A 17,439-nucleotide genomic window follows, 5' to 3' on the forward strand; every position below is an offset into this window, starting at 1 on the left:
GGTATGGCGGCACTGGTTGGGTACGGCATGTCGCTGGCTGGAGTGACCAAGGCGCAGCGGACGGTCCGGCTCACCGGGCGGATCGAGCGGGTGCGGGAGCCCCGGCAGGGCGGGTCCCGCAAGGGCGGGATATCGGTGGTCGTCTCCTACCGCAACCCGGCCTCGGGTCAGGAGGTCACCGTGACGAACGACGGTGAACGGGGCGAGATGATCACCTCTGCATGGGAGGGCCGGGAGATCGGGGTCAACCACCCACGAGGCAGACCGCACGCCTACCAGTTCTCCAACACTCCGCAGGAGCCCAGCCGTGGACTGGGCTGGCCAAGTTTCGCGCTCTTCCTGGTGTACGTCGGGCTGGTAGTCCTCGCTGCGGTCAACTGGGGGTGGCCGTGGGCGCTGATCGGCTTGGGCGGGCCGTGGGCGATCTTCGCCGCCGTTCATCTGCCTGGGGGAATACGTGCCAAGAACCGCCGCATCGAGAGACTGGCCGCGATGGACACCGTGCAGGGACACGTCGTCGCGGTCCTGAAGGACGTCAGCGTCGACCGGGACGACGGCCACACCTCGACCACCATCACCCCGGTCGTGTCGTTCACCACCCGCGAGGACACGGCCGTCACGGCCTACTGCACGTCGAACCTCCCGGACCCCGCCGGCGCGTACGGCCGTGACGTCACGGTCCACTACATGTCCGCCGACCCCGCCGAGTTCACGCTGGACCGCACGGCCGAACACCGCTCGGAGGAACGGGACGTGACGTTCAACGTCCTGGCGATCGTCGTGCTCGTGGCGACGGCCGTGGCGGGAGTGGTGATGCTCTGAGGCGCTGATCGGTCGGTACGACACTGGAAGCGGAAGTGGGAGAGGTAGTCACACATCACCCTGCGTCACCAGCGGCGATGAACGCTAGCCCACCCGGAGCGGCAGCTGAGGATGGCTACGGCGAGCCGAACGTCGATCCCAGATATGTTCGGCGGATGAACGACCAGTTACCCAGCGGCGGTATCGAGGTATCGCCCGGCGACGTCGAGGCACTCGAAGCCCGCTGGGCGGAATGCTGGAAGCCGCACGATGTCGCACGCCGCCTGGCCGGGGTCTCCGCGCCTTGGTACGTTGCGGCAGGCTGGGCTCTGGACCTGTTCCGCGGTGAGCAGACCCGCGAGCACCACGACATCGAGATCGGCGTGCCAGCCGGGCAGTTCCCGGAGATCCGCGAACGCTTTGCCGAGTTCACTTTCGATGCAGTTGGCGCAGGCCGGGTCTGGGAATCGGCGACGCCACGGGTGCTGAGTGCCACTCGGCAGACTTGGCTGCGCGAGCCGTCGACCGGACGGTACCTGCTTGATGTCTTTCGTGAGCCGCACGACGGCGAGGTGTGGATCTGCCGGAGAGACGAGACGATCAGGCTGCCCTACGCCGAAATCATCCGGCATACCTCGGACCGGATCCCATACTTGAGCCCTGAGCTCGTTCTTCTCTTCAAGGCCAAGCACGTACGCCCAAAGGATCAGGCTGACTTCGAGGTCGTTCTCCCGCTGCTGACTCATACCCAACGCGAGACGCTGTCCAGGCTACTGACGCAAGTGCATCCGGGACATGCCTGGCTGGCGGCCATGTAGCCGCGTCCTACGGCGAGCCGCGCACCCATTGACCCAGCACGGCTCCGTCCCCTCAATCCAGCAGATTCGCGTATGAGCGGCCCCGACATGCCGGTGGTGATGAACCAGGTCGTCGGCAGGTCCTGGGCTCAGGCGCGGTTCGTTCGTGAGTGCCATCCCTGAAAAAGATCTTCGCCGAGCTCTACCTTCCAGGGTTGAGCCGGACGTCCTACCCACGCCCGATGCGACCGCCGTACACGACCGGCATCGTCAAAACGGTGAAACGTGCACTCATCATCACCGCCCTGGCCGTCACGCTGGCCGGATGCGGCTCCACCCCACCGCAGCGCCTGACTGTCCCGAAGCCGACGGGCCCGCACCCGGTGGGGACCGTCTCGGTCCACATGGTCGACCGGTCCCGCCCGGACCCCTGGAGCGGCTCCGGCAGGAAACGGGAGCTGATGGTCAGCCTGTGGTACCCGGCCCGGGACGTGCAGGCTCACCCGGTCGCCCCCTGGATGCCGAAGGCGGCGGCGGAGCGGTACCTGCAGGCGAACGACCTGGAAGCGGGCTCGGTACTGCTGGACAGGACCGACGGCCACGAGGGCGCGCCCGTCGACACGAGCCTGGGCAGGCTGCCCGTCGTCCTGTACTCGCCGGGCGCCAACGCCTCGCGCGCGTACGGGACCGGCGTCGTCGAGGAGCTGGCCAGCCAGGGATACGCGGTGGTCACCGTCGATCACCCCCATGACGCGGCGGTGGTGGAGTTCCCCGGCGGCCGGGTGGAGACGGGCCCCGAGCTGACCGACTTCGCCAAGGCGGTCGACGTCCGGGTGGCCGACGTGCGCTTCGTCCTCGACAGCCTGCCCTCCCTGGAGGAGAAGCTGCCCGGCCGTGACGGGAAGCCGCTCTTCGACCTCACGCGGATCGGAATGTTCGGGCATTCGCTCGGCGGCGCGGCCACCTCCTCCGCCATGTACGCCGACCCGCGGATCAAGGCCGGGCTCGGCCTGGACGGAGCCGTCTTCGGCAAGGTCGCCCAGTCCGGCCTCGACCGGCCGTACATGGTGGTCGACACCGATGGGAAGGGCGGCATGGCGACCAACGCGACGCTGCGCACCTTCTGGGACGGCCTGCGTGGCTGGCGGCTCAACGTGACGCTCAAGGGGGCGGCGCACAACTCCTTCGGCGACGACGTCCTCCTCATCCCCCTGGCGGCCGAGCCGCTGGGGTTGGGAAAGGAGCAGCTCGAGGAGCTCGTCGGCACGATCCCGGCCGAGCGGGCGCTGGCCTTCCAGCGCGCCTACCCGCTGGCCTTCTTCGAGCAGCACCTGCGCGGCCGTCCGCAGGCGTTGCTGCAGGGCCCGTCACCCGCCTTCCCCGAGGTCTCCTACCGCCGCTGACGGCCCCTGCCCGCCGGCCGTGACCACGCCGCCCTCGTAGGCGGCGATGACGAGCTGCGCCCGGTCGTGCGCGGCGAGCTTGGCCAGCAGGCTACGAACATGGGTCTTGACCGTCGCCAGCCCAATGCCGAGCCGCTCGGCGATCTGCGGGTTGGTCAACCCTCGAGCCACCAGCACGAGCACCTCCCGCTCCCGGCCCGACAACTGGGTCAGCCCCGCCGCCAGCCGGGCCGGGATTCCGGTGGGATCGCGCCGGGCGAACTCCCCGATCAGCCGCATGGTGACCGACGGGGCCAGCAACGCCTGACCCTCCCCCACAATGCGCAGCGCCTCCAGCAGGTCGCCCGGCCGGGTGTCCTTCAGCAGGAATCCGCTGGCTCCGGCCCGCAACGCCCCGTAGACGTACTCGTCGAGATCGAACGTGGTCAGCATCACCACCCGCGTCTCGGCAGTCACCGGGTCGGCCCGGATCAGCTCGGTGGCCTTGATCCCGTCAAGGCCGGGCATGCGGACGTCCATGAGCACCAGGTCGGGCCGGAGGCTGCGGGCCAGCTCCACCGCCTGCTCCCCCGTCCCGGCCTCGCCGACGGCCTCCAGGTCGGGGGCGGTGTCGATCAGCCTGCGCAGCCCCGCGCGCAGCAACGCCTGGTCCTCGGCGACCAGCACCGTGAACGTGCTCACCTCTCCTCCTCCCCGGAACCGCCTGGCAACAGCAGCCTTGCGCGAACGGCGAAGCCGCCTCCGGGCTCCGGTCCCGCCGAGAACGTTCCGCCGTACAGGATCACCCGCTCTTCCAGCCCGGCCAGCCCATGGCCCTCCGCACGCGGCGCACCCCCGCGACCGTCGTCGACGACCTCGACCACCAGCTCGCGCTCCGCACAGGTGCCGACGGCCACCCGGCACCGGGCCGGGCCGGCGTGTTTGAGCACATTGGTCAACGACTCCTGCACGAGGCGATAGACGACGAGGCCCGCCTCGCCGCCGAGCGCGAGGCCGGGCTCGATGTCGAGCTCCACCCGAACGTCACCGGGCGGAATCGCCGCGACCAGATCACGCAGCAAGTCCAGCGTGTACGTCGGGCCGTCCCGGTCCCCGGAGGCGTCGCGGAGTAGACCGAGAAGGCGGCGCAGGTCCGCCTGCGCCTTCCGGCCGGTCTCCTCGATGATCGCCAAGGCCTCCCCCGCCTCCTCGGGGTGCGTGGTGGCGATGTGGTTGGCGATGCCGGCCCGCATGGTGATCAGGCCCACACTGTGGGCGACGACGTCGTGCACGTCACGAGCCACGCGCAGCCGTTCCGCCGTGGCCGCCGCCTGCGCCGACCGCGCGACGGCCTGCGCGGCGTACGCGCGCTGCTCCCTTACAGCAAGCCCGATCATCCACGCCAGACCGAGCACCAGCCAGGCGAATCCGCACGCCGACGCCACCCCGGTCCACGAGGACGAGCCGATCGCGGCATCCGCAGCGGTCACGGCCAGCGCGGCCACCAGCGCCGCCACCGCCGTCCGGCGCGCTTCCAGCAGCGCCACCGCGTGCAGCGCGACCGCCAAGGGCACGAACGCCTCCTGCCACCCGGCGAACGGCGCGAACACCGCCGCCACCAGAACCAGCGCGAAGACCGGCACCGGCCTGCGACGCCGCACCGCCGGCGGCAGGCAGGCCAGCACGATCACCGGCACGGTCGCATACGGCGGCACTCCGACGGACTCCGGCGCCAGCACCACCGGCACCGAGAACCCGGCGGCCAGCACAACGGCCGCGAACGCATCGACGGCGACCCAGTGTCCCGGCCGCAGCCTGCGCACGATCAAGGGACGCCGTTCGGCCATGCGCCCACCCTAGAGGGGGCCGACCAGTAGCCGCCGCGGCCGGAGCCGCGGCGGCGGCCTCACTGGACGTTTGTTTCACCTTCGCGCCAGTAGGGACCGATTCGCGCCTCAACTTCGGTAGCGCAAGATGTCCGACCCGATCCGGAAAGAACACATTGCGGCTGACTCAACCCTGACCGGAATCGGAGCATTTCACCCCGCGATCGTGTCTGGCTCACTTTCACCCCGACATCGACGGACATGACGTCCGTCGAGCCGGCACCCGGCTGCCGTACTCCTGCACCATGACCGAACGGCGAGCCTATCCGTCCGACCTGTCCGACGCCCGTTGGGCTCTGATCGCACCCCGCCTGACCGCCTGGCGACAGGCCCGCACCGACGCCGGCGTCAGCGGCCGCGCCCCCACCCACGACCCACGCGAGATCGTCAACGCCATCCTGTACGTCAACCGCACCGGCATCGCCTGGCGCTACCTGCCCCACGACTTCCCGCCCCACGCGACGGTCTACGGCTACTTCGCCGCCTGGAGCAAGGAAGGCATCTTCACCGAGCTCAACTACCAGCTCACCGGCCTCGTCCGCGACCACCACCGCCGCAAGACCCAACCCACGGCATCCATCATGGACAGCCAGAGTGTGAAAACCTCCACCAACGTCCCACTGTCCACACAGGGCACCGACGCCGGGAAGAAAACCGTCGGCCGCAAACGCGGCATCATCACCGACACCCTCGGTCTACTCCTCGCCGTCACCGTCACCGCCGCCAGCACCAGCGACAACGCCATCGGCATCGACCTGCTCGACCAGGCCACCACCACCTACCCCACCCTGACCAAGACCTGGGTCGACGCCGGATTCAAAAACCGCGTCGTCGAACACGGCGCCCAACTCGGCATCGACATCGAGATCGTCACCAAGGACCCACAGGTCAAAGGCTTCAGCGTGGTCAAACGCCGATGGGCCGTCGAACGCACACTCGGCTGGCTCATGCACCACCGCCGACTCGTCCGCGACTACGAAGCCCGACCCGACAACTCCGCCAGCATGATCACCATCGCCATGATCGACAACCTCGCCAAAAGGCTAACCGCCGAAACCACCCCAACCTGGCGATACGGCTAAACCAACATAACCGGCAAAATACGTGAATCAGACGTCCTCTGAGAAAGAGGCGCTCTCCGGCGCGGGTCCTGACGGGAGTCACGTGGAGTCGAGGTCGGCGTCCTGGGCCAGGAGCCCGGCCTGGGTGCGGTTGGTGTAGCCGAGCTTGGTTAGCATCCGGGACACGTAGCTCTTCACGGTCGCCTCGGTGAGGTGGAGGTGGCCGGCGATCTGGGCGTTGGACAGGCCCTCGCCTATGAGGGCGAGCACTTCGAGTTCCCTTTCGGTGAGGTGTGCGATGGCCGCGCGGGCTTTGCGGCGGGTCGCGTCGCGGTCGGCGGAGGCGGTGATGAGGCGCTGGGTGGTGGCGGAGGACAGGACCGTGTGACCGTCGGCGGCGACCCGGATCAGGCCGATCAGGTCCTCGGGCCGGGTGTCCTTGAGTAGGAAACCGGAGGCCCCAGCGCGGAGGGCGCGCAGAACGTAGGCGTCCAGGTCGAAGGTGGTCAGCACGACGACCTTTGGCGGCTGAGGAAAAGTGGCGATCCGCTCGAGCGCGGTCAGGCCGTCCGAGCCGGGCATGTGCAGGTCGAGGAGGACCACATCGGGCCGGTGTCGGATCACCGCCTCGACGGCCTCGGCCCCGTCGTATGCCTCGCCGACCACGGTCATGTCCTGGGCAGGCGACAGGATGGTCCGCAGGTGCGCGCAGACCATTTTCTCGTCGTCGACCAGCAGCACTCGGATCACCACCGGGCCTCCAGTTCGAATCCGCCGTCCGGTGTCGGACTGGTTCGCAGGGTGCCGCCGGCCATCAGGACGCGTTCGCGGAGCCCGGCCAGGCCGGTCCCGCCGGAGCCGAGTACCGCGTCGGGGGGACGCTCGGCGGGACCGTTTGCGATGGTGATCGCCAGCGCGGCCGGTTCGTAGCGTATCGAGACCCGGACCTCGGCGTCCGGCGCGTGTTTGTGCACGTTGGTGAGCGCCTCCTGGACGACCCGGTAGGCGGTCCGGCCGACCAGCGGCGAGAGCTCCCGGGCCTGCCCCTCGACGAGGATCGCGACCGAGATCCCGGCCGTCCGGGAGGCGTCGACAAGGTCCGTGACGTCCAGGACAGCCGGGACGATAGCCGCTGCGGCGCCGACCTGCTGCTCCGACCGGAGCACGCCGACCAGGTCCCGCAACTCGATGAGGGCCTGGCGTCCGACGATCCGGAGATCCTCGGCGGCAGCCGCCACCTCTTCGTTGGGTGCCTTCGCCCGCAGCGCGCCCGCTTGCAGGACCATCAGACTGACCCGGTGGGTGACCACGTCGTGCATCTCCCCGGCGATCCGGGCCCGCTCGTCCAGCCGGACCCGTTCCACGAGCAGTTCGTGCTCCCGTTCGGCCCGTTCCTCCCGCTCTTGGGTCAGCCGTTGCCGGTAGGTGACAGCGATGCCAAACGCCCCGGGCATGAGGATCATCGCCGTCGCGCCGAGCAGGTTCTGCGGTTGCGGGTTGGGGTAGGGCAGGTAGGCCAGGGCGAGCACCACCGTGATCGCGGTCGCCCGGCGGCGCTCCACGTAGGCAGCGACCGCGTAGGCGCCGAACAGCGACGCAAGCGACGGGTTGAGCACCGTCAGCGCGGCGACGGCGATGCCTATGGCGAAGGGGGCGCGACGCCGCCAGATCAGGGCCAGACCGGTGGCCACATGAATCAGGAAGGCAGCGAGCTCCGACGTGTCTGAGGGGATCAGGCCCTGCGCGCGCCCCAGAATCACCTGCGAGGTCAGGCCGGTCACGGTGAGCGCGAGCGCGAGGTCGAACCAGGTGGATCGCGACAACCTCATCGTATCGAACCACCTTGCGACGGTCACTGCGGACGGCTCGCCGCGAGGATGTTCATCCGGGCGGCCCGGTGCGCGGGGGCCAGTTCGGCCAGCAACCCGACGACTCCCGCGCCCGCGACTACGGCGATGATCGTAGGCCACGGGACGGTCAGGATGGGGAAGGCCGCCTGGTGCCGCTGCACCGCGATCCCCCAGCTCAGGCCGAGAGCCAGGCCGATCAAGGTACCGTAGACGGCGATGGTCAGCGACTCGAGCCGGATCAGTTGCCGGATCTGGGCGCGGGACGCGCCGATGGCCCGTAGCAGGCCGATCTCGCGGGTCCGTTCGAGCACCGACAGCGCCAGGGTGTTGATGATCCCGAGGACGGCGACCAGGATCGTCAGCCCGAGCAGCGCATAGACCAGGGCGAGCAGCGAGTCGAGGTCTGCCCTCGCCCTCCGCTTGTAGGAGACGTGATCCTCGACGAGCATCCGCGGACTCCCGGCGAAGGCCGCTCGCAGCGCGGGGTAGACCTTCGCCGGGTCGCCCGCCGAGGTCACGAACACCGTGGTCAGGGTGGCCTGAGGGGCGATTGTCCGCAGCACGTCGATGCCGACGGTCGGCGCGCCCCGGTACCGGTTCAAGCTGCCGCCGGGCGGCTCCACCTCCTGGATCGCGCCCACCGTGAACGTCGTCGCAGGACCGCCGGGCGCCTGCAGTTCGACGGTGCCGCCGACCGTCACTCCGCTCTCCTTCGCGAGGTCCGCACCGATGATCACCTTGCCGGTGGACAGGGCCTGCCGAGCGTCTCCAGCGATGTACTTGTGCTTCAGCATGGCGGGGAAACCTGGATCGTCACCGTAGACGTGGAGGTGGTAGGAACGCCCACCGGCCGTGATGCGGACCGGGCTCTCGATCTCCGGAAGGACGGTTCCGACGCCGTCGACCCGACGGGCGAGGTCCACCATCTCGGGTCCGAAGGCCCGGTCCCCGGTCCCCTTGCTGATCAGGCTGCCGTCGCTCACGGCCCTGATGACGAAGTCCGCCCCGAGCATCCGGTCTACCCTGGCGTCCACCGAGTCGGCCGCCGAAGCCGCATACACCGAGATCAACCCCACCATTGCAACACCGATCGTCAGCGCGGTGGCCGTCGCCGCGGTCCGCCGGGGATTGCGCAGCGCGTTCTGTCTGCTCAGCCGCCCGACCGCACCGAACAGCAGGGGGAAGACGCCGGTCAGTGGGCGGATGAGCAGGCCAACCAGCATAGGCCCGCACACGATCACGCCGATCAAACTGGCGAAGACACCGAAGGCCACCAGCGGGCCGCTGCCGAGCAGCGCGGCGCAACCGCAGGCGAGCAGCGCTCCACCGACGATCCCGCGCAGCCGATACGCCTGCCCCGGCGCGAGGTGCGCCTCGCGCAGCGCCGCCATCGGGGACACCCGGCCCGCCTGCCAGGCCGGAAGATATCCGGCGAGCACGGTGACCCCGGTGCCGACGAGATACGCCGCCAGCGGGACGGTCGGCCGCACGACCAGCGGCCCGTCCTTCAACACGGCGGCGATCCCGACTCCGGCCGCCAGACCCACGGTCGACCCGGTCAGCCCGAGCAAGAAGGCCTCGACCAGCACTGAGCGTCGCAGCTGACGGCGGCTCGCGCCGAGCGCCCGTAGCAGGCCGAACTCCCGGGTGCGCTGGGCGATCAGGACGGAGAAGGTGTTGATGATCAGGAAGACTCCAACCAGGACGGAGAGCCCGGCGAAGCCAAGCAGATAGGTCCTGATCATGCTGGTGGAACCGGTGTCGGTGAGCACCAGGGCGCCCGCGACGAACGCCACCGACAGCATGATGGCCAGCCCGGACAGCACCATCCTGCCCATGTGCGCGAGGAGGCCTCGCAGCGTGACTCTCAGCATGCCGCAGCCCTCGCCAGGTGTTCGAGGATGGCGTCGGCGGTCGGCCGCTGCAGTTCGCCCACGATCTTTCCGTCCGCCAGAAACAGGACCTGGTCGGCGAAGGCGGCAGCCCGGGGATCGTGCGTCACCATGACGACCGTCTGCCCGAGGAGGTCGACGCAGCGGCGCAGCAACTCGAGTACATCGGTGCCGGACCGGGAATCCAGGTTCCCGGTCGGCTCGTCGGCGAAGACGATCTCCGGTCGTCCGGCTAGGGCCCGCGCGCACGCCACCCGCTGCTGCTGACCGCCCGACAGCTCACCGGGACGATGTTTCAGCCGGTCGCCCATGTCGACCGCGTCGATGATCTCGGTCAGCCAGTGTCGGTCGGGCCTGCGGCCCGCGAGTTCCAACGGCAGGACAATGTTCTCCAGCACCGTTAGTGTAGGCACCAGGTTGAACGACTGGAAGACGAAACCGATCCGGTCCCGGCGCAACCGAGTGAGGTCCCTGTCTCCGAGTGTGGTCAGATCCACCCCGCCGACCCGGACCCGGCCCGACGTCACGGAGTCGAGCCCGGCCAGGCAGTGCATCAGCGTCGACTTGCCGGATCCCGACGCGCCCATGATCGCGGTGAGTCGGCCACGCGGGATGACTACCGAGATCCCCTCCAACGCGGCCACCGCGGTCCCGCCGCCCCCGTAGGTCTTGGTCACCTCCACTGCCTCAGCGGCGATAGCTGCACCCTGAGTATTCACAACGAAACCCCTCTAGTCGTCTCTCACGTCCCTCCACCCTCGCCTCTGGCCACCCGTCGTCACCAGCCCATAACGATGCGATCCGAATCAACAAAAGTTGCGTTCCAGCAGACCTGAGAGAACGTCTGATTCACGTATTTTGTGTGTGTTGTGGTTTTAGTCGTCTCGCCAGGTTGGGGTGGTTTCGGTGGTGAGTCGTTTGGCGAGGTTGTCGATCATGGCGATGGTGATCATGCTGGCGGAGTTGTCGGGTCGGGTTTCGTAGTCGCGGACGAGTCGGCGGTGGTGCATGAGCCAGCCGGATGGGTCGGCCGCGCGGCGAGGTGCCAGTCTGAGCTGGTCCTTTTCCGCGCGGCCTCCCGCCGAACCGGACGTGATGGTTTCCCGATCATCCGGCTCTCCAGTGACTCCTGCGTGAGCGGTGTTGGCTGCCCGGTATGGATGTGGTCGTGGCAGGTGGCGCAGACCACGAGGGTCTTGCGTCGCCGGTTTGCCATAACCGTGGCCCATAGGGTTTGGCGTGCTTCGGGTGCGGCGAGATCAGCGAGTTTGCGGACGTGGTGGACCTGGACGTCGTCCGTTCGCTGGCAGATCTCGCAGGTGTCCGCGAGGAGTCGGTTGAGCAGTTCCTTGCGCGGATAGTCGACCCGGATCGGTTGGCGGTCGATGACCGCTGCCGATCGTTGCCGCTGCAGCGGTATGCCGCCGAACCGTGCGACCAGTGGCTGTCTGCTGTCACGTTCGATACGCGTCTCGAAGCAGGTGCGGAGCCCGTGCGGTGTCTGGATTTTGGTCTTGTGCTTGGCCGCCATCTTCGACATCGACGAGCGGTGCTTGCCTGCCAGGGTCTTGAGCATGGAGGCGCTCATCACCCATTGGAGGCGGTGCAGCCGGTGGACGTCCCCGGCCAGCAGGTAGTACTGGACGATGCCCCGGTAGGTGGCCCCGAACGTGGCGACGATGCTGTGGTCGTCGCCGTTCTGCAGGGCCGTCTGTTTGGCGGGTTTTCCGCGTCACAGGCAGGGGGCACATTTGGCCTTGATCACGTCCAGTGGCACCCGCAGCGCGACCTGCCCGTTGGCCGTGCGACGGCGCCGGGTGGCCTTGCTGTCGTTGTGCTGGATGGTGATCTCGTAGCCGAGGAACCGGGCCGCGCCTGTACGGGCGTGAGTGATCAGCGTCTTGTCCTGAGACAGTTCCAGCTTGAGTTCGTCATGCAGGAACCGCGTCAGCCGCTGTTTGATCTCCTCGGCTTCGGCCTTCGGGCCGGCGAGCCCGAGCAGATGGTCATCTGCGTATCTGCAGTACCTCAGTCGCCGAAACCCCGGGTCGTCCGGGTCGGCGCTGGGCAGGCTGACCATCCGCCGTCGCAACGCCGTCCGGGATCACCCCCGCGTGCGCGGGGAGCAGTCGTCCCAGATCGACCGGCGACGGCTTGCGCCGGATCACCCCCGCGTGCGCGGGGAGCAGCCAGTGATGCTCGACGTTGGTCTGTCCCGCACCGGGTTTGATGGAGACATCGAAACCTGGGAGGAACACCAGCGATGCCCGCACCGAAGAAGTACCCCGATGAGCTGCGCGAGCGAGCGACCCGGTTGGCGGTCGAGGCCCGCCGGGACCCGGCGTCCGCGGTCGGAGCGATCCGCCGGATCGCCGGGCAGCTCGGCATCCACCCGGAGGCGTTGCGGACCTGGGTGAAGAAGGCCGAGACCGACGCCGGTGAGCGGCCGGGCACCACCAGCAGCGACGCGGAACGCCTCGCCGCCCTCGAACGGGAAGTGCGTGAGCTGCGCCGGGCGAACCAGATCCTGAAGTCCGCAGCGCGTTTCTTCGCGGCGGAGCTGGACCGTCCGTCGCGATGAAGGTCGACTTCGTCGACTCCCAGAAGGCCGAACACGGTGACCAGCCGGTCCTGCAGGCGCTCGAAGACACGCCGGCACAGATCGCACCCTCGACCTACTACGCCGCCAAGACCCGCCCGGCCTCGGCCCGGTCGCGGCGCGACGAGGAGCTGACCGCGGTGATCGAGCGGATCCACGCGGAGAATTACGGCGTCTATGGCGCCCGCAAGGTCTGGCACGAGCTGCGCCGACGCGGCGTGCGAGTGGCCCGCTGCACCGTCGAGCGGCTGATGCGCGAGTCCGGACTGCGCGGACTGCTGCGCGACAAGTCACCGCGCACGACCCGGCCAGCGGCCGAGACCGGCCGCCCGGGTGACCTGGTCAAACGTGACTTCACCGCAGTCCGCCCGAACCAGCTGTGGGTCGCGGACCTGACCTACGTGCGCACCAGCGTGGGCTGGGTGTACGCCGCGTTCGTCCTCGACGTGCACTCTCGCATGATCGTCGGCTGGCAGGTCGCCACCAGCCTCTACACGGATCTGGCTCTCGACGCGCTGAAGATGGCGATCTGGCGCCGCGAGAACCAAGGTGCTGACCTGCGCAAACTGGTACACCACTCCGACCGGGGAGTCCAATATCGAGCGATTCGTTACACCCAGCGGTTGGCCGAGGCCGGCGCCGTCGCCTCGGTCGGCTCCACGGGCGACTCCTACGACAACGCCATGGCCGAGGCGTTCAACTCCCTCTACAAGGCCGAACTCGTCCGCAACACCGGCCCCTGGCGTGGACTCGACGACCTGGAGATGGCCACCGTCGAGTACATCGACTGGTACAACAACCGGCGCCTACACGGCGAGCTCGGCCACGTCCCACCAGCTGAGTACGAAGCACTACACGCGATGACCCAGCCGGTCACCGCACCCCTGGAAACCAGATAGCCCAATCTCCATCAAACCCGGGGCTTGACAGATCTTGGAGCCGGGCTTGCCTCGGTCGACCGGGCTGGGTCCGGTCAGGTTTCCCTTTTGACCGCCCGTACGTTCATGGCGTCGATGCTCGCCCGGGACCAGTCGATCTGCCCGGCCGCACCGAGGACGTCGAGCACGGCCCGGTGCAGAGCGGTCATCACCCCCGCCGCGACCCACTGGGCGAACCGGCGGTGCGTGGTGCGCCAGTGCACCGGGAACGAACCGGGCAGCTTGCGCCAGGAGCAGCCGGACTCCAACACGTACAGAATCGCCGCGAGCGTCGCCCGATCCCCGCTACGGGACCGCCCACCACCTTGATGCCTTTCCGGGTGCGGGGGCAGCAACGGCTGCGCGAGGTGCCACAACGCGTCCGGGCAGTACTTCTCCACATCATCCACACCCAGTCAACGAACGACCTTGCACTTCAACAACCCCAACTGACACACGGTCTAAGGCGGGATAGCGAGGAGGATAGCGGCGTAGGGTCAGCGGGCGGGGACGATGGGGCCGCGGTGCAGCCAGTCGATGAGGTCGGGCTCGGCCAGCTTCGCGACCCGATCCTCGTATCGTCGCAGGTCATCTTCGTCGAGCAGGTCCCGCCACTGGCCGCTGACACCCTGGTTGAAGAACCGCTTCGGATCGCTCCACATCGCCGCGACCGGGGTCAGAGCCTCCGCCCGGCCGCGCATCGAGTCGAATGTCGCTGCCCGCACCAGATCTGGCCACCGCGACTCCGGCACCTCAATTCCGAGGCGCCCGGCGAGGAACCTCATCTGGCCTTCAAGATCTGACTTCAGATCGTCGTAGTGCAGCAGCAGCACGTTGGGCCGCTCCCGCTCGGCCCAGAACCCCGACAGGTGGTGCAGCATCGACGGCAGGCCCACCTGCACATTGGTGTCCTCCAGCCAGGCCCAGAACCGGTTATACGCGGACTCCGCAGGCGCCGGAGCCGTACCGGCGGGCTCCTGCGCCGGGTTACCGCCGGCCGCCAGCATCGCGTCGAAGGCCTCCTGGGCGACGTTCTGGGAATGGGCGTCCCAGGAGATCGCGACGTCCCGCGGATCCCGACCGACCGCGACGTAGGTCACCCCATCATGGATGGGCAGCCCGTCGAAGGGCGTATGAGTCTTGATAAAACGGCGATGCCGCTGCGCCTCGTAGAACGCGAAGATGTCGTCCCGGCTGCGAGTCAACATGTCGAGCCAGTAGGTGAGGTCGTCCAGCCGTGCCGGCAGCTCCGGTGTCTGGAAGATCAGCAAGGCGCAGATCGTCTGGGTCCACGTCGTCCCGCACTTTGCGGGGGTCGAAACCACGATGTCACCTTCGCGGAGCGGAAAACCCTCCCACCGTCCGCTGTCCATGAGCTCGTTCTGGTACCGAACCGTCGGTTGGCGCAACGGTCCTCCCCGCTTTCCGTTAGTCCATCCATAGTCGATTTAACCTATCGAACCGGGCGACCGTCGACCAGCCTGCGGGCCGATTCGAAGATTCCGGCACCCTCGTACGCCTTCGTCGCGCTCTCTGGTGCGATCGGGCTGCAGAGGTTGAAGGGCCAAAGTTCGAGCTATCTCGGTGGTTCGGGTTCGAGGGTCATGCCGGTGCTGGCGAAGAAGCCGGCGAGGAGATCGGTCTGTTGCTGACAAGCGCGTAGCCGACGTTTGACCAGTTCAGCAAGGTGGTCGACACCGCGGGCGGCGGTGTTGGTCAGGCCGCGTTTCATCCAGCGCCAGACGCCTTCGGTCGGGTTGAGGTCCGGAGCGTAGGCGGGTAACCGGATCACGGTCAGCCACGTCCGGGCGGCGATCAGGGCGTGCATGCGGCGGCTGACATGGGTGTTCAGGTTGTCCCAGATCAGCACGATCGGTGCCTGCAGGCGCTGGTGGGCCTGGTCGAGGAAGGCGATGTAGTCGTCCTCGCTGAAGCTGCCACTCTCCCTGGCGCGACCGCGGTGCAGCCGGGTGCGCCACATCAGCCGGCCTCGCTGTCCGGGCTTGAGGCAGACCAGACCGGCGATCGAGACCCGGCCGGAGCCCTTGCCGGAGACCTCGACCACCGGCGTGTGCCCGCGCCGGGCCCACGTCTTGGCCACCGGCGGTCGCATGACCTGGCCTGCCTCGTCCTGGAAGCAGATCCAGGCGCCCCGCGCCGCCGCTAACGTCTTACCGACGGCCACCGCCCGCGATGCCAGCCGGCGATCGTTTCCGGATCACGTTCGATCGCCGAACGAGTGGGAACCTGCTGGCTGTACCCGATGCGATGCAGCAGATAGGACACCCCGCGCAGAGTGTAGGAGACACCGAAACGGCGCTCGATCACCTCGGCCACCCGCGTGAGGGTCCAGCGGCAGAAATTGCGGAAGCCCTCGAACGGAGCACCCCCACGTGCGTGGGGAGGACTGCGACGTGTCCGACGCGGGGATGTTGAGCTGCGGAGCACCCCCACGTGCGTGGGGAGGACACCGACGCACTCTCCGAAACCCTCACGGCCCGCGGAGCACCCCCACGTGCGTGGGGAGGACGAGACAACGGAGGACACGCACCGCTTGATCCACGGAGCACCCCCACGTGCGTGGGGAGGACGCCCCCCGTGGTTGCCAAGTAGAGCGGACTGGAGGAGCACCCCCACGTGCGTGGGGAGGACACCGGCGCCGGTGCTACCGGTGGTTCGTTCGCCGGAGCACCCCCACGTGCGTGGGGAGGACCGGAGAGGCCGTCGACGTGCAAGGTCGACGGCCGGAGCACCCCCACGTGCGTGGGGAGGACACTTCGCGACCTGCGGGTTTATCGGGCCGGGGTGCGGTTTTTGGTCGCTCGGCTGGGAGTGTCGTAGGGCTGTGGTTGCATGCGGCTGCTGTCGCGATCGTGGGTGTGGTTGGGGGACATCGAGGTGAGTGCCGATCTGGAGTGGGTCGATGCCGGGGTCTGGGGGAAGTCTAAAGTGGGCTTCCCCCTGAGATGTGGACACCCTGAGACTGGACATTGGTCCAGAGGAAGGGGTGTCCCCGTTGGGACGTCCATCGAAGTACACGGAAGAGTTCCGACGTGACGCGGTTGACCTGGTCCGTTCGTCGGGGCGGCCGATCAACCAGTTGGCCCGTGAGCTCGGGATGAGTCACGAGACGCTGCGCAACTGGGTCCGCGCCGCCGAACGCCAGGCCGGGGCGGGCTCGGTGGCCGACGGGAACGGGCTGTCGGTGGCGGACAAGGACGCCGAGATCGCCCGGCTGCGGCGTGAGGTGGCTGAGCTGCGGCAGGAGAAGGAGATCCTGCGGAAGGCAGCCGCGTATTTCGCGAAGGAGATGGATCGGTGACCAGCCGCTTCCGGTTCATCTCCACCCACCGCAGCGCCTTCGGCGTCAAGCGGCTGTGCCGGGTCCTGGCGGTGTCCCGCTCCGGCTTCTACCGCTGGACGGTGAGCGAGCCGGCCCGTCAGGCTCGCGCCGCCGACGAGGACGCCCTCGCCGAGCAGATCGCCACGATCCATGCCGACTCCGGTGGCGCCTACGGATCCCCGCGGATGACCGTCGAACTGCGCGCCCAGGGTGTGCGGGTCAACCGCAAGCGGGTCGAGCGGATCATGCGCCAACGCGATGTCGTCGGTCGCCACCTGCGCCGCCGCAAACGCACCACGATCCCGGACCCGGCCGCCCCACCGGCGCCGGACCTGATCGGCCGCAACTTCACCGCCACCGCGCCCGACCAGCGGTGGTGCGGCGACATCACCTACCTGCGCGTCGGTGCCGGCTGGCTGTACCTGGCCACCGTCATCGACATCGCCACCCGCCGCCTCATCGGCTGGTCGATCAACACCCACATGCGCACCGGCCTGGTCATCGACGCCCTCGACGCAGCCGTCGCCGCCCGCAGCGGCCAGGTCGAGGAAGTGATCTTCCACTCGGACCGCGGAAGCCCAATACACCAGTAGCGACTTCGCCGACGCCTGCCGACGCCACCGCATCCGCCGCTCGATGGGACGGATCGGCTCGTCGTACGACAACGCACTGGCCGAGGCGTTCTTCGCCACCCTCAAGCGTGAACTCGACGTCGACCACCGCCGCTGGACCACCGAGACCGACGCCCGCCGGGACGTCTTCCGGTGGATCGCCTTCTACAACCACCGACGCCGCCACTCCGCGCTGGGCTACCTCAGCCCCGCCGACTACGAACAGGCCCTCGCACCGACTACGCCGCATCAGGTCGCGGCATAACCCGGTGTCCACATCCCGGGGGGAACCTCAACACT

Annotated in this window: 15 protein-coding genes, 4 pseudogenes and 1 CRISPR repeat array; of the genes and pseudogenes, 6 read left to right on the plus strand and 13 right to left on the minus strand. The window is 68.5% G+C overall.

Going from position 1 to position 17,439, the window contains the following annotated elements; all coding sequences use genetic code 11:
• The first annotated feature begins 3 nt into the window (after window positions 1–3).
• The 3 genes from OOK41_RS22575 (at window position 4) to OOK41_RS22585 (ending at window position 3,001) form a co-directional block, all read left to right on the plus strand.
• Window positions 4–822: a DUF3592 domain-containing protein gene (locus OOK41_RS22575; protein WP_266266618.1), complete on the plus strand. Its 819-nt coding sequence runs from the start codon at window positions 4–6 to the stop codon at window positions 820–822.
• 155 nt (window positions 823–977) lie between these two features.
• Window positions 978–1,619 carry a hypothetical protein gene (locus OOK41_RS22580; RefSeq protein ID WP_266266619.1) on the plus strand — a complete coding sequence of 214 codons (642 nt, stop codon included), beginning with the start codon at window positions 978–980 and terminating at the stop codon, window positions 1,617–1,619.
• Between the two features lie 257 nt (window positions 1,620–1,876).
• Window positions 1,877–3,001 carry a hypothetical protein gene (locus OOK41_RS22585; protein WP_266266620.1) on the plus strand — a complete coding sequence of 375 codons (1,125 nt, stop codon included), beginning with the start codon at window positions 1,877–1,879 and terminating at the stop codon, window positions 2,999–3,001.
• On the opposite strand, the gene OOK41_RS22590 is transcribed toward OOK41_RS22585, so the two are convergent.
• The gene (locus OOK41_RS22590) at window positions 2,966–3,682 is read right to left on the minus strand and encodes a response regulator transcription factor (protein WP_266266621.1); all 717 of its coding nucleotides are present in this window, start codon (window positions 3,680–3,682) and stop codon (window positions 2,966–2,968) included. The two genes, OOK41_RS22585 and OOK41_RS22590, sit on opposite strands and share 36 nt — an antisense overlap.
• Complete coding sequence (locus OOK41_RS22595) at window positions 3,679–4,827, minus strand: sensor histidine kinase (RefSeq protein ID WP_266266622.1); 1,149 nt, start codon at window positions 4,825–4,827, stop codon at window positions 3,679–3,681. Before OOK41_RS22595 ends, OOK41_RS22590 begins: the two co-directional genes overlap by 4 nt.
• Window positions 4,828–5,111: 284 nt before the next feature.
• Here OOK41_RS22595 and OOK41_RS22600 point away from each other — a divergent pair, with 284 nt between their 5' ends.
• A complete protein-coding gene (locus OOK41_RS22600; protein ID WP_266266623.1) occupies window positions 5,112–5,948 on the plus strand; it encodes an IS5 family transposase in 837 nt (278 codons plus the stop codon).
• A gap of 78 nt (window positions 5,949–6,026) precedes the next feature.
• Here the strand turns inward: OOK41_RS22600 and OOK41_RS22605 are convergent, their stop codons facing one another.
• From OOK41_RS22605 to OOK41_RS22640, 7 genes and pseudogenes are all read right to left on the minus strand, one after another.
• On the minus strand, window positions 6,027–6,680 hold the full coding sequence (locus tag OOK41_RS22605; protein ID WP_323136210.1) for a response regulator transcription factor: 654 nt from the start codon (window positions 6,678–6,680) through the stop codon (window positions 6,027–6,029).
• Entirely contained in the window at window positions 6,674–7,756 is a 1,083-nt protein-coding gene (locus OOK41_RS22610; protein WP_266266624.1) for a sensor histidine kinase, read from the minus strand. Before OOK41_RS22610 ends, OOK41_RS22605 begins: the two co-directional genes overlap by 7 nt.
• 23 nt (window positions 7,757–7,779) lie before the next feature.
• A complete protein-coding gene (locus OOK41_RS22615) occupies window positions 7,780–9,606 on the minus strand; it encodes an ABC transporter permease (RefSeq protein ID WP_266266625.1) in 1,827 nt (608 codons plus the stop codon).
• Between the two features lie 38 nt (window positions 9,607–9,644).
• On the minus strand, window positions 9,645–10,346 hold the full coding sequence (locus tag OOK41_RS22620) for an ABC transporter ATP-binding protein (RefSeq protein ID WP_266266626.1): 702 nt from the start codon (window positions 10,344–10,346) through the stop codon (window positions 9,645–9,647).
• Between the two features lie 198 nt (window positions 10,347–10,544).
• Window positions 10,545–10,688, minus strand: a pseudogene (locus tag OOK41_RS22625) (IS5/IS1182 family transposase); the annotation flags it as partial.
• Window positions 10,689–10,849: 161 nt separating this feature from the next.
• A pseudogene (locus tag OOK41_RS31955) lies at window positions 10,850–11,386 on the minus strand (group II intron reverse transcriptase/maturase); the annotation flags it as partial.
• Window positions 11,387–11,401: 15 nt separating this feature from the next.
• The gene (locus OOK41_RS22640; RefSeq protein ID WP_266266627.1) at window positions 11,402–11,749 is read right to left on the minus strand and encodes a hypothetical protein; all 348 of its coding nucleotides are present in this window, start codon (window positions 11,747–11,749) and stop codon (window positions 11,402–11,404) included.
• A gap of 183 nt (window positions 11,750–11,932) precedes the next feature.
• Between OOK41_RS22640 and OOK41_RS22645 the strand changes: the two genes are divergently transcribed.
• Window positions 11,933–13,167, plus strand: a protein-coding gene (locus OOK41_RS22645; RefSeq protein WP_266266628.1) for an IS3 family transposase whose coding sequence is annotated in 2 segments (ribosomal slippage) — window positions 11,933–12,206 and window positions 12,206–13,167 — 1,236 coding nt in all. Because the reading frame shifts where the segments join, the coding sequence is not laid out codon by codon here.
• A 74-nt stretch (window positions 13,168–13,241) separates the two neighbouring features.
• Here OOK41_RS22645 and OOK41_RS22650 read toward each other — a convergent pair.
• From OOK41_RS22650 to OOK41_RS22665, 4 genes and pseudogenes are all read right to left on the minus strand, one after another.
• Window positions 13,242–13,595, minus strand: a complete 354-nt coding sequence (locus tag OOK41_RS22650) for a transposase (RefSeq protein ID WP_266266629.1) — start codon at window positions 13,593–13,595, stop codon at window positions 13,242–13,244.
• 87 nt (window positions 13,596–13,682) lie between these two features.
• On the minus strand, window positions 13,683–14,558 hold the full coding sequence (locus OOK41_RS22655; protein WP_266266630.1) for a sulfotransferase domain-containing protein: 876 nt from the start codon (window positions 14,556–14,558) through the stop codon (window positions 13,683–13,685).
• A gap of 203 nt (window positions 14,559–14,761) precedes the next feature.
• Complete coding sequence (locus OOK41_RS22660) at window positions 14,762–15,370, minus strand: transposase (protein ID WP_266266631.1); 609 nt, start codon at window positions 15,368–15,370, stop codon at window positions 14,762–14,764.
• Window positions 15,349–15,534: pseudogene (locus OOK41_RS22665) on the minus strand (winged helix-turn-helix domain-containing protein); the annotation flags it as partial. The gene OOK41_RS22660 and the pseudogene OOK41_RS22665, both read right to left, overlap by 22 nt.
• A gap of 30 nt (window positions 15,535–15,564) precedes the next feature.
• A CRISPR array of direct repeats spans window positions 15,565–15,959; the repeat unit is 29 nt; unit sequence CGGAGCACCCCCACGTGCGTGGGGAGGAC.
• A gap of 242 nt (window positions 15,960–16,201) precedes the next feature.
• On the opposite strand from OOK41_RS22665, the pseudogene OOK41_RS22670 reads away from it, so the two are divergent.
• Window positions 16,202–17,404, plus strand: a pseudogene (locus tag OOK41_RS22670) (IS3 family transposase).
• Window positions 17,405–17,439 lie beyond the last annotated feature (35 nt).

The organism is Micromonospora sp. NBC_01655 (assembly GCF_026339755.1).
Taxonomy (GTDB): Bacteria; Actinomycetota; Actinomycetes; order Mycobacteriales; family Micromonosporaceae; genus Micromonospora.